This is a genomic window from Arthrobacter sp. Y3224198 (genome assembly GCF_059090025.1).
In genome coordinates, this window is the sequence record NZ_JBNHFG010000031.1 from 13350 (window position 1) to 29731 (window position 16382).

Sequence of the window (16382 nt, forward strand, 5' to 3'; positions counted from 1 at the left end):
CATCGACCGTGCTGTGCCTCGGATGCCACACGCTGCATGGCGCGCGAAAAATTCCAAAAACTTCATGGGACGTTCTGCAGCTTTCAAAGCGCCCCTATGCGCTGTCAAAACCTCAAAACGATCCGCGAACCCCCGACCATCTAAGTTAGGCTAAATGCGTGAAAACAACAGTTTGGCAAGACACGATAAGTTTCGCGGCTGTCCGCTCGATGTTCATAGATCGCGGCTGCACATCTGGGTACTTCAAAGTACTCGGGCCCAATAATAACTCCAAAAACCAGATATATATGGGCAAGGACCTCAGTGCCGTATCAATGCTTCCATCCGGGCAGGTGGAGCAGTTTCCGGGGACTTCGCAGAAACCGAATTCCGCCTCTCGTCCGATCTACCGAGCCCGGATCAACTGGAGTTGGGTACATCCGGACGGAGAGTCACCCGCACCCAACGCACAAATTATTTACTACCCTCAATACCCCGAAGTTCGCCTTTCAGGTTTTCTTCGGGAGAGCCTTGATGCACCGCGCGAGCTATTAAATCCTGCCCTGCGCGGTAAGGAACCGGGCCGCATACTTCTGATCGGTGTCGGACCCGATGAGCGGGTCTACGGCACGTTGGTGAGCAGCTCCAGCCCGGCAGCTGCAGAGATCAGAGCCAAATTCGACTCCGAAGATACTTCACTCCTCACAGCATTCCTAGGGGGCGAGAGCGAACCCGCCACACTCGGCCGCAGCCTCTTGTTGAACGAATTCCGTCGCATCCACCGCCTTGGATGGGTACCCGCTGCACAGTTACAAGCGGACGGAACATTTGGACCATGTACTGGGAATAGGTGTGGTGGCCACACGCTTGAGGCGCACTTAGGCATCACGGCAAACGGCCGAGCTGAGCCCGACTTCGCTGGTTGGGAAGTCAAACAATATGGAGTAGCAGGGTGGCATAGAGCCGCCAATAAACCGGTAACGCTCTTCACACCTCAGCCTGACCTCGGCTTGTACGCTACACACGACACGACCTGGTTCGTGCGTCGTTACGGCCGCCAGCGCGGCGCTAACCGATTTGATTTCACCGGACGCCATTTCATTGGTCGTGGCCCTAACCTCACAACTGGGCTCAGCCTAGAGCTTGAAGGATACGACCCCAGTGCCACGCTTCTCGAGGACAGAGTCTTGTCGGACGGCGCACTAAAACTACTCAGCCCACAGGGAGAGGTCGTAGCCGGGTGGTCCTTCGCCAAGCTATTGCAGCATTGGAAACGCAAACATTCCTTCGTTGCATACATTCCGTCGATGAGTCGCAGGACCACGGAACTTGGAGTTGAGTTTTCCTTTGGCAGCCGCACCGAATTGGGCATAGGAACGTCATTCCTACAATTTCTGCAAGCACTCGCTGAAGGTCACATCTCCTACGATCCCGGCTGCAATACTGTCCTTAGAGCTGACGGTACATGGCAATCAAAACCCCGAAACCAGATACGCATTAAGCACAAGATGCTGAACAATTTGTACGACGAGTTCGAGACTGCAGATCTTTCAAACGACTAGGGCAAAGCGATCGCGGGGGTGGGGGAGGCAGCACATGCCTCCCCCACCCGTCATCGAATAAAGCGCTTCATCTCCTCAGCAACAGCGGCAACAGCAGGGACGACCACACTGTTGCCGAACTGGCGATAGGCCTGAGTATCGGATACAGGAATTTCATAGGAATCCGGGAAGCCCATCAATCGTGCACACTCTCTGGGTGTTAGTCGCCGTGGCCTTTCACCCAGCCCCCTGGATACGAGAATTTCTGACCCGTCTTTGTGATAACGAGCAGAAAGAGTCCGAGCAATAGACTCAGGTCCGACCAGCCCATACCCAAAGCCGTTACCAGCTGCGCGATGTTTAGCTGCATAATCCTTTAGGTATGTCCACAACTTTGGCGTAAGAATATACTTCTCATTGACAGTCGCCAGATCTCCTTCAGTGTAGGGAGACTCACTAGATTCCGAGCCGTCCTCTGGGTGAAGAACCGAGACCATCGTAGGATTTATCATTTTTGAACTGCCATCAGGAGCCACTTGGGAAGAAAGGTTCGCAAAATCGAATCCTTCGGGTCCCTCGAAAACGCTTGGGTCCTTAAACCCAACTATGATAATTCTTTGCCTGCCCTGAGGAACATAGGAGGCGCCGTTAACAATTTTGAAGCGGATAGCGTAACCAAGTTCATCACGCAGGGTCTCCTCGATCACCTTGAAAGTACGCCCTTTGTCGTGTGACAAGAGGTTTTTCACGTTCTCTAACATGAATGCCTGCGGCTGCTTCTGCTCGATAATCCTCGCAACATCAAAAAACAGTGTCCCCTGAGTAGCGTCGGCGAAACCATGTTCACGACCAAGCGAGTTCTTCTTCGACACGCCAGCGATCGAAAATGGCTGGCATGGAAAGCCCGCCAACAGGACATCATGATCAGGAATAGCATTCGTGTCTACTCGAGTGATATCACCGGCGAATACATGACCTGATGTGTCTTCATGTAACCCATCAACAAAACCAGGGAGAACATGCCCAAAGTTTCTAGCGTATGTCTGCTGAGCGTATTTGTTCCATTCAGACGTGAATACACATTCACCTCCAATGGCCTCGAAAGCCAGTCGAATACCTCCTATCCCGGCAAATAGATCGACGAATTTGAAGGTTGCTTTACCTGATGGAGGAGGAACAGTAGCTTCCCCTTGCATTTTCCTGATATCGAGGAGAGCGGCTCGAAGGTAGGGCGGGCATTCAGTTTCGCCCATCTCCCACCGGGCCACGGTCTTCAGTGACACCTCGAGCAAGGTAGCTAGCTTCGCTTGGCTGTGAGTTCTGCGCAGCTCGAGAAGCAACGCTCTCGGAGAAGAACCTTCTTCCTCAAGCAAAGTTCGCGGGATTCGGGCTTCTTCAGCCGATGCAAAGGTCATCCACAGTCCAATCAGGGGAATAAGAGGGGTCAAACTGTCCACAAATATTCCCCATGGCCATTGGTCTTGCAAGTCGACACGCCATCTAGATCGAATATATGTTCGACATCTCAGACGTGGGGCCGTCTTCCGGGGCGCCGCTGCATCCACCAAGAGGCATTACGGAGGCGGAAGCGCCAACTGAGGAGCAATAGATCGCTTGACGCATCCTCGCAGCGTCACCTGTTCTAGGCGAACGGTCCAGGATTCAGGGAGCGGTCGGCCCGGTCCGCGCGGCTCCTCTATCTACTGGGCCGTAAGTGCAACCATAGCCATGCGACACATCCAGATGTGTCGCACCTTCCAACATGTACAGCTACGGCAGTGGGGCGAGCGTGCCTCAAAAACCCTTGCCCGAGGGGTTGACAACCTTCATTTCGGATATATAGTCGCTATATGTCCGATAAATTCTTTGGTGCCAATGTCTAGCGAATCACGTAACGAGAGGTTTCGTCGGCTCGCCGCGACTAGGGGTGACCGGCTGATCAGAGAAATTTCCTTGCTCGGGAACCTAGCAAATAAGAAGAACTACGAGTACACCGCCGACGAAGTGGAAGCGCTTTTTCGTCCAATAGAAACAGAGCTCAAAGAGGTCCGCGCACTCTTCGACCCAGAAACACCATCAACTAGGAAGGTCTCATTCAGATGAATAAACCAGATTTTGGGTTCTACTTCGAACGCGCTGGCCGGGGAGCAACACAAGGGGCAATTAGCCCGGCGGAACAGTTTTTTGAAGGTTCAAGAGCTGAATCCTCGCTAGTCCGCGAAACGGGACAGAACTCTATTGACGCCCGAGCCGGCCTCGATCCTGTCACACTAGTATTTGAGTTGGCGAGCGTGGCGACTGCCGACATCCCAGGCATCAACGACCTAAGTCGCCACTTGGAACAGGTGGAAGAGCAAACTCGGGGATCACAGGGCCATGCCAGCATGGAAGTTGCTGAGCAAACGGCAAGGAAAGACACCATTCAGGTTCTGCGCATAGGCGACTATGGAACCAAAGGTCTCCACGGAACCGAGTCTATTCACGATCCGAAGTCTCCACTTAGCGCCCTCACTAGAGGTGCAGGGATATCTGCTGACGACGGATCGCGCGGCGGATCTTTTGGTATCGGATCCGCGGTAGGTCCAATGGCATCCAATATGAACACTGTCCTCTACACGTCATTGTCCTCAGATGGAACTGAGGTGATCTTTGCTGGCTACAGTTGCCTAGCAACCCATAAGGACGAACAAGGAATATGGCGCGTTGGTGATGGTTTCTTTACCGACCGTGCATGTACTGACGACTTTAGCTACCTCAGAAACCCTCCTCCCATTACCCCCTTCGAAACCCGCAGTGAGCCGGGAACAGATCTATACGTTCTCGCATACCGGATGGCTGATTCGGACCCAGATTTGAGTCGGATCAAAATCGAGGCAATGCGAAACTTCTTAGTGGCTATAGACCGGGGAGAGTTGATCGTGATTGGCAAAACGCCTACAAGCTCTTGGCGGCTTGACCGCGCCAGTCTCCAAGAACACGTCGTTGTAGACAGTGAGTCGGCGGCGTTTTACCGTGCTCTTAAAGACCCCAGCCCGATTATCGATAACCATCCACTACTCGGAGAAATCAAGCTTTACATCAGTATTGATGACACGCTCGAGCGATCGATGCACACGGTCACCGTACGTAAACCTCTAATGAAAATCGACACTTTCAAGCACACCTCGATACCGGTCAAATATTCAGCCCTGTTGGAGTGTTCCGGCGACGAGGGAAATACACTGTTGCGTGGACTTGAGCCACCCGAGCACAATAGGTGGGATCCGATGCGTGAAACTTACGGATCTAAGATCGTTGCTGATCTGAAGACATTCGTCCGCAACGGACTTAAAAGCCGTGTACAGGACCAAATTGGTGACCAAGTCCAAGTTAAGGGACTGTCCAAATATCTTCCTGATGCGTTGTTCGAAGACAGGTCTATAGCACCGGAATCGGGCCGTGGAGTGCCCGATGACGGGACTGGCACCGATGATGAGTCAAGCCGCGTGCGCGGACGTGAAGGTGCCCAGCGACCAATCACTACGCCAGCGCGGAAGACGGTCAGCGTCGGCGTACGGACTACCGCTCAGACAGGAGGGGCTGAAGAGAGCCCGACGGGTAAGAAAAACGGAGGTAACAAAAAGCGCAAGAAGAAGGGTGGAACTTTCCCGGGAACTGGAACGCCAGGAAACGGAACAGGACGTATCAGCGCTCGCGGTCTGCGTTTCCGTAGTTGGTCTGATGCGTCCACGGGAGACATATGCCTCGCATTGACTCCTGCCGAAGACGTCTCTGGCGACTTGGAACTCGTCGCTGTTGGCCCCGGCGGGAGCATCGAAGAAGATTACGTTCTACCCATTGAGTCGGGCTCGATTATGTCGGTAGGGGCCACTTCGCCCGTGAAACACGAGGGCAACACACTCATCCAACTCGAGTTAATGGCCGGGGTCACCTCTCAAGTACGGCTTACCCTTTCTTCCAATCATCGCTACCGTCTGGGGATCAAATGAGTAACAGCACTCGAGGTTCATACCCTCATCCAGTTCTCGATCATTCTGACGATGTCAATGCAGACATCCAGGTCTTCAATGCTTCGTTCGCTCCGAGCGTCGACGACATAGAGATCCGGTTCCAGATCCGCATGAACGATCCAGAGATACGGTCTCTCTTAGACGAGGGCCACGCTCGGTTTAGCTTCCGCTGGTCTTGCAGCTCCACTATTTCCAGCGGGGACTTGGCCGCGGAACCGACCTTCCACCATGCCGATAGCACCAGTTACATCGGTTGGATTGCGCAGGAGTCTGTACGGGGAAAAGTCAGAGTCGATATCAGGATAATTGCCGCAACGACCATTCCTGAATACCGCCTTACACGTCAGCATCACGATTATGGCGGTGCGACCTTTCAACTCCTTCCAGGAGATATCATCGCCGACGGCGGTGTACTCGAATTTGAAGCGGACAAGCTGTACGATCCCCTTCGCCCGCCGCTCGGATCATGCTTCCAGTTCGTCGCGGACTCCACTGTAAAGAGAGGATTGAGGGTAAGGTTTGATGACGACGATCACATCCTAGTGGCCTTTCCCGAGCCTCTCCTACATGGTTTTGGCATGCTGAGGGAACGCCAAGACTTGCAAATCAGTTTGGTTGTCCTTCCTGCTCTCATGGAAACCATCTCCTACATAAAAGAAAATGTCGCAGATGGGGACCAAGGCGAGGATCTGACCGACAGGAAGTGGTACCACGCGGTGACGCAGCTGATCGAGGACGCGCGGTCAACTGACCAACGCCCATTCGAGCTCGCTCAAGAAATTCTCGGTAATCCGCTAGACATCTCTTTAAATAAGACGTTCGACAGTGTGGGAGACGAATCATGATTGACCATCGCGCACGCGCGTTGACGAACCAAGCCCTTGAGGAGCTCAAGTCTGCACTTGAGGCTGCCGACACTGCCGAAGATTTCTTAGCCCACGCGGACATAATCGTTGGCCGAGAGCAGAACACACTCGAGCTACCACTTGACCTAGGAATTCCAGATCGGTTGGAGGTGGACAAGGGACCTGGTCGCGATGCCAAGAATGCCCCGAGGGTATACGAATATTTGGGAGCACTTGATCCTGCCAACGCTGCGGACCGTCGCCTGTGGACTTACTTGGCGTTCTCTACATACCGTGCGTATATGGAGGAACGCTGGCCCCTAGACGTAGAGACTTGGAAAGGCCGCGTTCGGGACCGGTGGTTGCTGACCAAATCCAGCCGGGGGCCGTTGGTGAGGCATGGGATTTCCCGTCTCTGGTGGGTGGCATCCCTTACCTATGACCCGAGCTTGGAATATGCATTGTCACGTGCGGGTGGTGACCCTTTTGCATATACACGAGAGGCGTTTAGGAACGAGGACCGCCTCAACTCGCTCTTTGATAGAGAAGCCGGTGCGCTACCCGATCTTGTCCGGAGCGTGCTCGAGCATGCCGCGTTGGGCGGAGGACGCGAAAAGGATAAGCATATTGGCGCTTTGATGATGGACATAACCCTGGTTTACGGCTACCGAGACCTTTCGACCCTCGACCGGGAAGGTATTGCATCCTTAGTTGCAGACTCTGCCCCGGCGCTGCCCGCCATCTAAGTCGCCCTGCGAGCCACCGCTGGCATCTGCACAACCAACGGTGGCTCGCACTGCTGACCTGACGTCCGGCCGGCCACGCTGCCGACCGCTTTGATTAGGTTGGGTGAGGTATAGGCGACGGCCGCTGACCCCTGCCGCGGTTCCTTCCCTTCCGGGGATACGGGCCACACTTACCTCCGTAGCACGGCGGATACCACTCTATTCCGTAATATAAAACACGTGACGATGAGAAGCGCCTGCATCTGATCCAGTGGACGCGAGGCCGAGGATCCTTGGATGACGAAGTGGCTGCCTCTAGGTCGTGACCGGGGGCTGCCTCTAGGAATTCATTCTAAGTACTCTGTAAGAATCGGCTGCAGACCAGTAGCGGAGGTCTACTAGGACAGCTCTGGATCACGCCAGATGTTGCCGAGCTGCCGGATGAGAGGCTGCATTCCTCTGTCACTAGACTTCTCCGGTAGACGTCGTGGATACCGTAGAGAATCGGCGAGAGCAGCACCAGCGGGGTTTCGGAATGCACGTCCCGGATGGTGTCTAGGAAGCCGTGTACCGCCGCACAAAGGCCCACAGACGCATCTCGTCGAGGTTGGCGATATTGGTGCCTAGTTTTCCGGCGTATGAGATCCGCCGGTAAATCCCGTATGGCCCCTGCGCGATGAAACGTCGACCATCGGCGCCGCCCCTCTGGTGAGGTAATACAGCAACATTCGCCGATCGGTTCGGCCACCAAGGGCCGGATCGCCGGTATCGAGGCCGCGTTGGCGCCATGGCTATTAATTCAAACACCTTGCCCGGCATCCTCGGCCGGTCAACCCCGGGATAAATCTCCGGCCACGGGATAGGGGAATCCCGTGGCCGGAGGAGTGGGAAACCGCTACCGGGAACTGACCTTCCCGAACAGGGAGGCCACCGGCGCCAGAAGGAACGGCCGGCTGGCTGCCCATGCTCCCCCTATAACGGCCAGCGACAGGACGAACATCCAGAAACCGAACCAGTTGGACGCATAGGCCGAGGGATCGGTGGAACCCTGCGCCGCGTACATATGGTTCAGGTTGCGCAGCGCACCCGTGGCGAAGACCAGGATGACGTGGACGGCAATGAACGCCACGAAATACAGCATCACCGGGAAATGCACCCGGCGGGCCGCTTCGATGGGGAACAACTTGCTGGCCTTCTCGGCCTTCTTCGGCCACACGCCGGACATCCGGAAACCGGTAGCTGCGGCCAGCGGTGCGGCAATGAAGATGGTGACAAAGTAGGCCAGCTGCTGCAGGGCGTTGTAGTTCACCCATCCGTTGTCCGTCGGCCAGTCCAGGGACATGTACTGCAGCCCGGCGGACACCGCGTTGGGGAAGACCTCCCACGAGGTGGGAATGACACGCATCCACTGCCCCGTGGCAAACAGCAGCACAACGAACACCGCCCCGTTCACCAGCCAAAGCAGGTCCAGTGATTGGTGGAACCAGACGGTGAGGCTGACCTTGGCTCCTCCCGTGCGCTTCGGCGTCCAGTACGCGGAGGGCCGCTTTTCCCGGCGGATCTGCAGGCCCGAACGGATGATCAGCACCATCAGGAAAACGTTCATGAAGTGCTGCCAGCCCAGCCACGCAGGCAGGCCGACCGGAGCGCCCTCGGGCAAGTGGTACTCCCCCGGATACGCCGCTAGGAACGAAACGCCCGCATCGCTGCTGAGGAACCAGCGCGAACACAGCACTGCCACGGCGGCAAGAACCACCAGGGCTGCGGCGGCGATGCCGAGCTTCGCCCAGCGGTTCGACAGCCACGCCTTGCCGGGCTCGGAGGCGGAACCCGCAGAGGCCGGGGTTGCCGGTCTGGCCGGTCTGGCCGGTCTGGCCGGTCTGTCTGAGGCCGCCGGGTTGGCCGCGGTGGCTGGCTTGGCGGAGGCCACGGGGGTAGCTGAAGCGACAGGTGAAGCCGGTTTGGCCTGGGCGTCTGGCTCGACCTGAGCTGCAGTCCCGGCAGGAGCGGCAGACTTGGCTGCAGCCGCCGGCTCGGCCGGACCCGCCGCAACACTTACTGACGATGCCTTCTCGGCAGGTGCTGCGGTTACTGTCGGCGCCGCAGCGGCCTCCGGGGCATCTGCTGCCACTGCGTCCGTAGTCACTGACGCGGCAACGGGTGCACCCGCCTCAGGTGACGACGACGCGGCGACGGGCTCGACGGCGGCCACGGTCTGGACTTCGGCAACCGTCGGCCAGGAGTCTTCTCCGGCTCTCCGGGGCAGTCCCTGCCGCAGCCGGACTGTCTCGGTCCGGGCGCCGTCCGGATTCAGGGCACCGGCTGCAGCTGCGCATCCCGGGCTGGAGGCGGCCACGGCCGCGGAGGAGCCCGACGCCGGGTCGGCGATGGGTGCTTCCGTAACAGTCGCTGAGTCGGCCCCCGTTGAAACGGCAGGTGCCGAAGCGCCCGGGACAGAGGCGCCGACTGCTGAATAATCCAGTGCGGAAGCCTTAGCCGGGTCCGACGACGCCGAAACGGCGGCTGCGGCCGGTACCGACACTCCGCCGGGCGGCCACGGCTCGCCGCCCGGGGTGCGCGGCAGTCCGCGGCGCAGGGAAACGGTCGCCAATGGTGATGCAGATTCGGTCGGCGTAGTGGGCTGGGCAGTCGGTTCAGGGGCTCCGGCCGCAGCAACCGCCTGTGCTGTGGACTCCGGCTCCTGCGGCGTTGCCGCCTGGGCTGCCACCTGCGGATCAGCGGCCGGGGCGGCCCCAGCCTGTGCAACGGCCGGTGCTTCGTCGGCATCTTGCGTGGCCGCCTCGGTCGGTGCTGCCGGGCCTACGGAAGCGGAAACCTGCGGGGCGACCTCAGCCTGCGTATCAGCGACCGCCGCAACCTCAGTCGCCGCAACCGGGACCTCGCCCCCAACAACCGCCACCGCTCCCCCATCTACCTCCGGCCACGGCTCCCCGCCCGGCCGGCGGGGCAGCCCCCGGCGCAGGGTGGTGGTTGCGGCAGGCATCAGGACGCCGCCTTTTTCGCCTGGAGCACCTCGATGGCCTGCGGGATCACGGTGAAGAGATCACCCACCACACCGAAGTCCGCCACCTCGAAGATCGGCGCATCGGCATCCTTATTGACCGCCACAATGGTCTTGGCGGTCTGCATGCCGGCCTTGTGCTGGATGGCACCGGAAATACCCAGCGCCACGTACAACTGCGGGGACACCGAAACACCGGTCTGCCCCACCTGGTGCGCGTAGGGGATGTACCCGGCGTCGACGGCGGCACGGGAGGCACCCACGGCGGCGCCGAGTTCGTCGGCCAGCTGCTCCACCAGGGCAAACTGCTCCAGGGAGCCCAGGCCGCGGCCGCCGGCCACCACCTTGGCGGCACCTCGCAGCTCCGGCCGGGAAGCATTGACGGCAGCGGCGTCGAAGGAATCCACCGTGCCGGCGCGGACGCCGGAAGGCGTAAAGGACAGGTCCTGCCGCTGCAGCGGCCGAGCCTCCGCCCGTGCCTCCACCGCCCCCTGGCGGAGCGTCACCACCGGAACACCGAAGGTCAGGGCGGATTCCGCCAGGAACTCTCCGCCGTACACGGAGTGCTGCGCGACTATGCCCTCGGCATCCCGGGCCACACCCACGGCGTCAACGGCCACAGCGGTGCCGGCGCGCACCGCATACCGGCCGGCGACGTCGCGGCCTTCCACGGAGTGGGAGATCAGCACGGCATCGGGCCGCACCAGGGCGGCGGCCGCTTCCAGGGCATCCACGGTGGGCACGGTCAGCTCGGCGCCGGCGGCGGACGTGTCTGCCACCAGGACCTGCGCGGCACCGAAACCGGCCGCGCCCTCGGCCGCTTCCCCCAGTTCGTCCGGTTTTCCGGCCAGCAGCACCACGGGGGTGCCGATGCTGTCCGCGGCCCCCAGCAGCGCTGATGCGCTCTTGGCCAGGGCTCCGTCGGGAAGGGTGTCCAGCAGCACGAGAATGGAATCAGTTGCAAATTCAGTCATGATGGTGCCCCTCAGGCCAGTTTGTTTTCGAGTAGGAACTCCGCCAGCTGCCGGCCGCCGTCGCCGTCGTCCACGATCGTCACGCCCGTTCCCCGGGCGGGACGGACGGAGACCTGGGTGAGGATGGAACGCGGAACGTCCAGGCGTTCGGCGTCCAGGCTCAGGTCCGCGGCGGTCAGCAGCTCGAACGGCTTCTTCTTGGCGGCCATGATCCCCTTGAAGTTGGGGAAGCGGCAGGGTGGCAGCGCTTCGGTCACGGAAATCACCGCGGGCAGGTCCGCGGACACCTGTGCCGTGCCGGCGTCCGTCATCCGGGTGCCGGAGACTGCGGTTTCGGAGATCTCCACGGAGGAGAGGAAGGTCAGCTGGGGCAGCCCCAGCCGTTCGGCCAACATGGCCGCCATTATGCCGCCGGAACCGTCGGTGGACTGGTTGCCGGCAATCACCAGGTCAGCGTCAATGCGCTGGATGGCGGCGGCGAGCACCTCCGAGGTCAGGCCCATGTCCGCGCCCAGCAGGGCCTCGTCCGCCACCAGCACGGCAGAGGACGCGCCCGCGGCCAGGCCCTTCCGAATAGTTGCAGTCGCGGATTCCGGTGCCATGGACAGCAGGACTACTTCGGTACCGGGGGTGGCATCGGCATAAGTCAGGGCGGCTTCCATGGCACGTTCCCCGATTTCGTCCATCACCACGTCCCCGGCCGCGCGGTCGGCAAGCCCGGTCTCCAGGGACAGCTTGCGCTCCCCATAGGTGTCCGGGACTTCTTTGACCAAGACAACGATTCTCATTTACGGCTCCTTATGTGTGCGGAAGCTATGGCGGCCCGGCCCGCGGGCACCACCTCAGTCTCATCAGCGTCAGCCTATGGGCGGCGTCAAGGCCTGCGTACCGGTCCTCTCACTGGCTGATAGTGCGCCGGCAACCCATTGACGCAGGTCACATCCCTCTCTATTCTGTTTGAACGAATCAAGTTCCGCTATACAGAATCAGCAAAACGGCGACGCCGTGCATTCGGCACCGGAGGAGAGCAAGAAATGACGCAGGAGATCACGAAGGTCCACACCCTGGTGGTAGGCGGAGGAATCGGCGGCCTCGCCGCCGCTGCCGGCCTCGCCCGTGCCGGCAAGGACGTCCTCGTCCTGGAACGCGCCCCCGAATTCGCCGAGGTGGGCGCCGGCATCCAGCTGGCCCCCAATGCCCTGTCCGCGCTGGACCGGCTGGGCGTGCTGGAGAAGGTCAAGAAGGACGCGGTGGTCCCGGAGCGGAAGATCTACATTGACGCCGTCACCGGCCAGACCATTGCCACCATTGACCTGGGCGAAGAGTTCCAGGCGCATTACGGCTACCCCTACATCGTCACGCACCGCGCGGACCTGCACTCCGCACTGCTGGAGGCCTGCCAGGAGAGCGGCCGGGTGCAGCTGCAGACCGACGCGGAGGTACTCAGCGCCACCAACCAGGCCGACGGCACGGTCCTGGTCAAGACCCTCTCCGGCGCCCAGTACCTTGCCGAAGCAGTGATCGGGGCCGACGGCGTGCGGTCCAACCTGCGCGGGGCCATCATCGACGACGCCCTGGTGCCGTCCAAGTACGTGGCCTACCGCGGCACGGTCCCCATCGAAGCCGTGGGCGAGGACGTCACTTCCTCCCCCGCCGTGCTGTGCTGGCTGGGCCCGAACATGCACCTGATCCAGTACCCCCTGCGCGGCGGAAAGCTGTACAACAACGTGGCGGTCTTCAAGTCGGACGCCTACTCCCCGGACCACGACAACTGGGGCACCCCGGAAGAACTGGACGCGCGCTTCTCCGCGTGCTGCGACGCCGTGCAGAACGCCGGCCAGTACCTCAGCCGCGACATCCGCTGGCCCATGTATGACCGCGAACCGGCGGATGTATGGGTAGACGGACGGGTGGCCCTGCTGGGCGACGCCGCCCATCCGATGCTGCAGTACCTCGCCCAGGGCGGCGCCCAGTCCATTGATGACGCCATCGCGATCTCCGAGGAGCTGAACCGGACGGACGACGTCGAGGGCGCCTTCGCCGCGTACCAGGACCGCCGCCTCAAGCACGCCGGCAACATCCAGCGCCTGGCCCGGGCCGCGGGAGAGCTCTTCCACATTGAGGGAGTGGGCCGGAACATGCGCAACTTCATTTTCCGGGACCACGATCCGAAGGACTACTCGGACCTGGACTGGATGTTCATGCCGCTGGACCGCGCCCCGCAGGAGCGGAACTACCCGATCTAACCCGGCCGCCGGACCCGGCGCCTGTCAGCGGTGCAGCTCAGCGGTGCAGCTCATCTCCGAGCTGCGCCGCTGCTGTTTTTGCAGCCTCTACCAGCCCGGACAGTGCCGTTTCCTCAATCCGCCCGGTGGGGTACGTGACGCCAATGGCGTAGTCCACCGATTCACCGTCCCGCCCGTACACCGGAACGGCCAGGGCGCTGACGCCGTGCTCCACTTCCCCGTGCTGAAGCAGGAAACCGTTCGCCTCGATCTCCGCCAGATGGTCTTCGAACCGTTCCCGGTCCACGCCGGCAGACTCGAGCACGGACGCGGGCACCTGGGTGTCGCTGCCGGACAGCAGCACCCGGCCCATGCCGCTGCGCACCGCGGGCTGGGCGTGACCCTCGCGGTTGCCGACGCGCAGCAGATGCGGGCTTTCCACGGAGCCGATAGTCAGGGCGTTCCACCCGTCCAGCAGAGCCAGGTGCACGGTCTCGCCGAACTCCTCCACCAGGCCGGTCAGGATGGGCCGGGCCAGCTGCCGCACCCGCTCGCGCTGATCGGAGAGCCGGTCCAGCGTTTCCCCGGGGTGGTAGGCCTTGGTGTCCGGGTCCTGCCGCGCGAACCCGCGGTGCACCAGCATCTGCAGCAGCCGGTGGGCCGTGGACGGAGCCACACCCAGGGCGGCAGCAACCTCGCCGATCCGGATACCCGACGGGTGTTCGGAAACCAACACCACCAGGCGCAGGGCCTTGTCCACGGACCCGATGGGATAGGTGGGCTCGTCCTTCTCGCGCTGCTTCGCATTCATAGGTCCGACCTTAGCTGGATGTCGCCTTCCAGAATGTGATTCTGGAAAGTGTCGCTGAAAACTTAGTGGGCCGGTTCCGACGGCATGGCGGACGACGCAGGCAGGGAGTGCCGGGACAGGTCGGCACTGATGGCCCGGGCGGTTCCCAGGACCTGCGGAAGGATGGTGCGCGGCTCGGGAATCCGGGTTTCCGGGAAGGAGACGGTGAGGCTGGCCACCGCGGTGCCCAGTTCCCCGAACACGGGCGCCGCCACCGAGGTGCGGCCGGGCAGCCCGTCATTATGCATCACGCCGTAGCCCTGGCTCCGGATCTCGGCCAGCTCGCGTCCCAGCACTGCCAGGCCGTGCCGGGCCGCAGCGGCCGCAGCGTCGTCGTCGAACCCCGCCGCACTGCTTTCCTCGGCTTCCAGGGCCGCGTCTTTCTGGATCTGCGCCCAGGCGTCCTCGCTGTAGGCCAGCAGCACCCGGCCGCCCGCGGTGCTCTGCAGCGGCATCCGCCGGGTGACAAAGGAGGAGGCCGCAGTGGGCTTGACCCGGGTGATCCGGTCACCGAACACGGCGTCCTGGCCGTCCCGGACGCCCAGATAGACGGTTCCGCGGGTGGCCATGTGCAGATTGACCAGGTACGGCTGGGCCAGCTCGCGCAGGCGCCGGACCTGCGGTGCACTGACGCCCAGCCGCCAGATGCGCGCCCCCAGGCGGTACCGGCCGCGGGCCAGCCGCTCCACGCCCTCCCACTCCACCAGTGCGGCAAGCATGCGGTGCACCGTGGCCGGCGGAAGCCCGGTCCGTTCGCAGATACCGGCCACGGTCATTTCCTGGCCGCCCTCGAAACAGTCCAGGATTTCGAAGGCCCTCCCGAGGACGGACCGCTTCGCATCCTCGTTCTGGTCCATCGCGCCGTTGCCTGCCATAAAATCTCCGTCTATCTACTCAGCCGGCCCTGTTCGACCCGCCATCCGGCGATTCTATCCGTTGAGCGGCGCCCGCCCGGACGGCACGGCGTAGGTCTCGATGGTCGGCCGGACTGTGACCCATTGTGTCTCCGTAAACGCCTCGTAGTTCGCTTCCGGGCCGCCGAACCGGGCACCGTTTCCGGAGGCGCCCACCCCGCCGAACGGCGCCGTGGCCTCGTCCCCCACGGTCTGCTCATTGATGTGCACAATGCCGCTGTGGATCCGGTCCGCCACCGTCATGGCGGTGCCCGCGTCGCCCAGCACCGCCACGGACAGCCCGTACCGGCTCGCGTTGACCAGTTCCACTGCTTCATCGAGGGTTTCGTACACCAGGACCGGGGCCACGGGTCCGAAGATCTCGTCCTGCCACACGGGCATCCCCGGGTCGACGCCGGAGAGCACGGTGGGCAGGTAGCAGCGGCCCTCCGTCTTCCCGCCGGCGTGTACCTCGGCACCGGCAGCCACGGCGCCGTCCACCAGCGCCTCGACCGCGGCGAGCTGGCGCTCGTCGATGACCGGTCCGATCTGGACACCCTCCTGCCGCCAGGGGTCCCCCACCACCAGGGAACCGGCGATCCGGGCCAGCTCGGCAATGTAATCCGCCGCCTGGGATACGTGCACCAGGTGCCGGCCGGCGGCCTGGCAGATCTGCCCCTGGTGCAGGAAGGAGGCGAACGCCCCGGCCGCCGCAGCGGCAGCAATGTCCGCCCCCGGCAGCACAATCACCGCGTTGTTGCCGCCCAGCTCCAGGTGCGCGCGTTTCATCTGCCGGGCGGCCGCTTCGCCCACCTTGGTACCGGCCGCCGTCGAACCGGTGAAGGAAATGATCCGCACCTCGGGGGCGCTGACCACGGCCGCGCCAATCCCGGCCCCGCCGGGAAGGACCTGCAGGACACCGGCGGGCAGGCCGGCCTCCTCGAAGATCCGCTGGATCACGGCCCCGCCGCACACGGTGGTGCGGGGATCGGGTTTCAGCAGCACCGCGTTGCCGACGGCGAGCGCGGGGGCCACCGATCGGATGGCCAGGGTCAGCGGGTAGTTGAACGGCGCGATCACGGACACCACGCCGGCCGGAACCCGGCGGGAAAAGGACCACCGCTGCTTGTTGGTGGCCAGGGTGTCCCCTTGCGGAAGGGTGGGCAGCGCGGACGCCTCGGCGCACTCGGACACCGCGGCGAGCACCTCGGTGGAGGCCTTGGCCCAGGTGCCGCCGCTCTCGCGCACAATCCACGGCGTGATCCGGTCCGCGTGCTGGGCAAACAGTTCGCTGGCGCGGCGGAGCACCGCGGCGCGG

The 16382-nt window shown here is 61.9% G+C and carries 12 protein-coding genes; 5 read left to right on the top strand and 7 right to left on the bottom strand.

Annotated elements, in window-relative coordinates; translation table 11 throughout:
• Window positions 1-158 precede the first annotated feature (158 nt).
• Window positions 159-1541, top strand: a complete 1383-nt coding sequence (locus AC5RUF_RS13685) for an MvaI/BcnI family restriction endonuclease (RefSeq protein WP_494130942.1) — start codon at window positions 159-161, stop codon at window positions 1539-1541.
• A gap of 50 nt (window positions 1542-1591) precedes the next feature.
• On the opposite strand, the gene dcm is transcribed toward AC5RUF_RS13685, so the two are convergent.
• The gene (dcm, locus tag AC5RUF_RS13690; RefSeq protein WP_494130943.1) at window positions 1592-2977 is read right to left on the bottom strand and encodes a DNA (cytosine-5-)-methyltransferase; all 1386 of its coding nucleotides are present in this window, start codon (window positions 2975-2977) and stop codon (window positions 1592-1594) included.
• 642 nt (window positions 2978-3619) lie between these two features.
• On the opposite strand from dcm, the gene AC5RUF_RS13695 reads away from it, so the two are divergent.
• The 3 genes from AC5RUF_RS13695 to AC5RUF_RS13705 are packed head-to-tail and all read left to right on the top strand — an operon-like array spanning window position 3620 to window position 7121.
• Complete coding sequence (locus tag AC5RUF_RS13695; protein ID WP_494130944.1) at window positions 3620-5509, top strand: hypothetical protein; 1890 nt, start codon at window positions 3620-3622, stop codon at window positions 5507-5509.
• Window positions 5506-6375, top strand: coding sequence for a hypothetical protein (locus AC5RUF_RS13700; RefSeq protein ID WP_494130945.1), 870 nt, complete (start codon window positions 5506-5508; stop codon window positions 6373-6375). The genes AC5RUF_RS13695 and AC5RUF_RS13700 overlap by 4 nt, the downstream gene beginning before the upstream one ends.
• Entirely contained in the window at window positions 6372-7121 is a 750-nt protein-coding gene (locus tag AC5RUF_RS13705) for a DUF6339 family protein (protein ID WP_494130946.1), read from the top strand. Before AC5RUF_RS13700 ends, AC5RUF_RS13705 begins: the two co-directional genes overlap by 4 nt.
• Window positions 7122-7995: 874 nt before the next feature.
• On the opposite strand, the gene AC5RUF_RS13710 is transcribed toward AC5RUF_RS13705, so the two are convergent.
• Genes AC5RUF_RS13710 through AC5RUF_RS13720 form a run of 3 tightly spaced genes read right to left on the bottom strand, consistent with a single transcriptional unit; the run spans window position 7996 to window position 11884 of the window.
• Entirely contained in the window at window positions 7996-10104 is a 2109-nt protein-coding gene (locus AC5RUF_RS13710) for a cytochrome b/b6 domain-containing protein (protein WP_494130947.1), read from the bottom strand.
• Window positions 10104-11096: an electron transfer flavoprotein subunit alpha/FixB family protein gene (locus tag AC5RUF_RS13715; protein ID WP_494130948.1), complete on the bottom strand. Its 993-nt coding sequence runs from the start codon at window positions 11094-11096 to the stop codon at window positions 10104-10106. Before AC5RUF_RS13715 ends, AC5RUF_RS13710 begins: the two co-directional genes overlap by 1 nt.
• A gap of 11 nt (window positions 11097-11107) precedes the next feature.
• The gene (locus AC5RUF_RS13720) at window positions 11108-11884 is read right to left on the bottom strand and encodes an electron transfer flavoprotein subunit beta/FixA family protein (protein ID WP_494130949.1); all 777 of its coding nucleotides are present in this window, start codon (window positions 11882-11884) and stop codon (window positions 11108-11110) included.
• 246 nt (window positions 11885-12130) lie between these two features.
• On the opposite strand from AC5RUF_RS13720, the gene AC5RUF_RS13725 reads away from it, so the two are divergent.
• A complete protein-coding gene (locus AC5RUF_RS13725; RefSeq protein WP_494130950.1) occupies window positions 12131-13342 on the top strand; it encodes an FAD-dependent monooxygenase in 1212 nt (403 codons plus the stop codon).
• A gap of 37 nt (window positions 13343-13379) precedes the next feature.
• Here the strand turns inward: AC5RUF_RS13725 and AC5RUF_RS13730 are convergent, their stop codons facing one another.
• The 3 genes from AC5RUF_RS13730 to AC5RUF_RS13740 form a co-directional block, all read right to left on the bottom strand.
• Window positions 13380-14132, bottom strand: coding sequence for an IclR family transcriptional regulator (locus tag AC5RUF_RS13730; RefSeq protein ID WP_494130951.1), 753 nt, complete (start codon window positions 14130-14132; stop codon window positions 13380-13382).
• Window positions 14133-14194: 62 nt separating this feature from the next.
• Window positions 14195-15046 carry an IclR family transcriptional regulator gene (locus tag AC5RUF_RS13735; RefSeq protein ID WP_494130952.1) on the bottom strand — a complete coding sequence of 284 codons (852 nt, stop codon included), beginning with the start codon at window positions 15044-15046 and terminating at the stop codon, window positions 14195-14197.
• Window positions 15047-15100: 54 nt separating this feature from the next.
• Window positions 15101-16382 (bottom strand): aldehyde dehydrogenase family protein (locus AC5RUF_RS13740; protein ID WP_494130953.1); only part of this gene is annotated, 1282 nt, incomplete at its 5' end.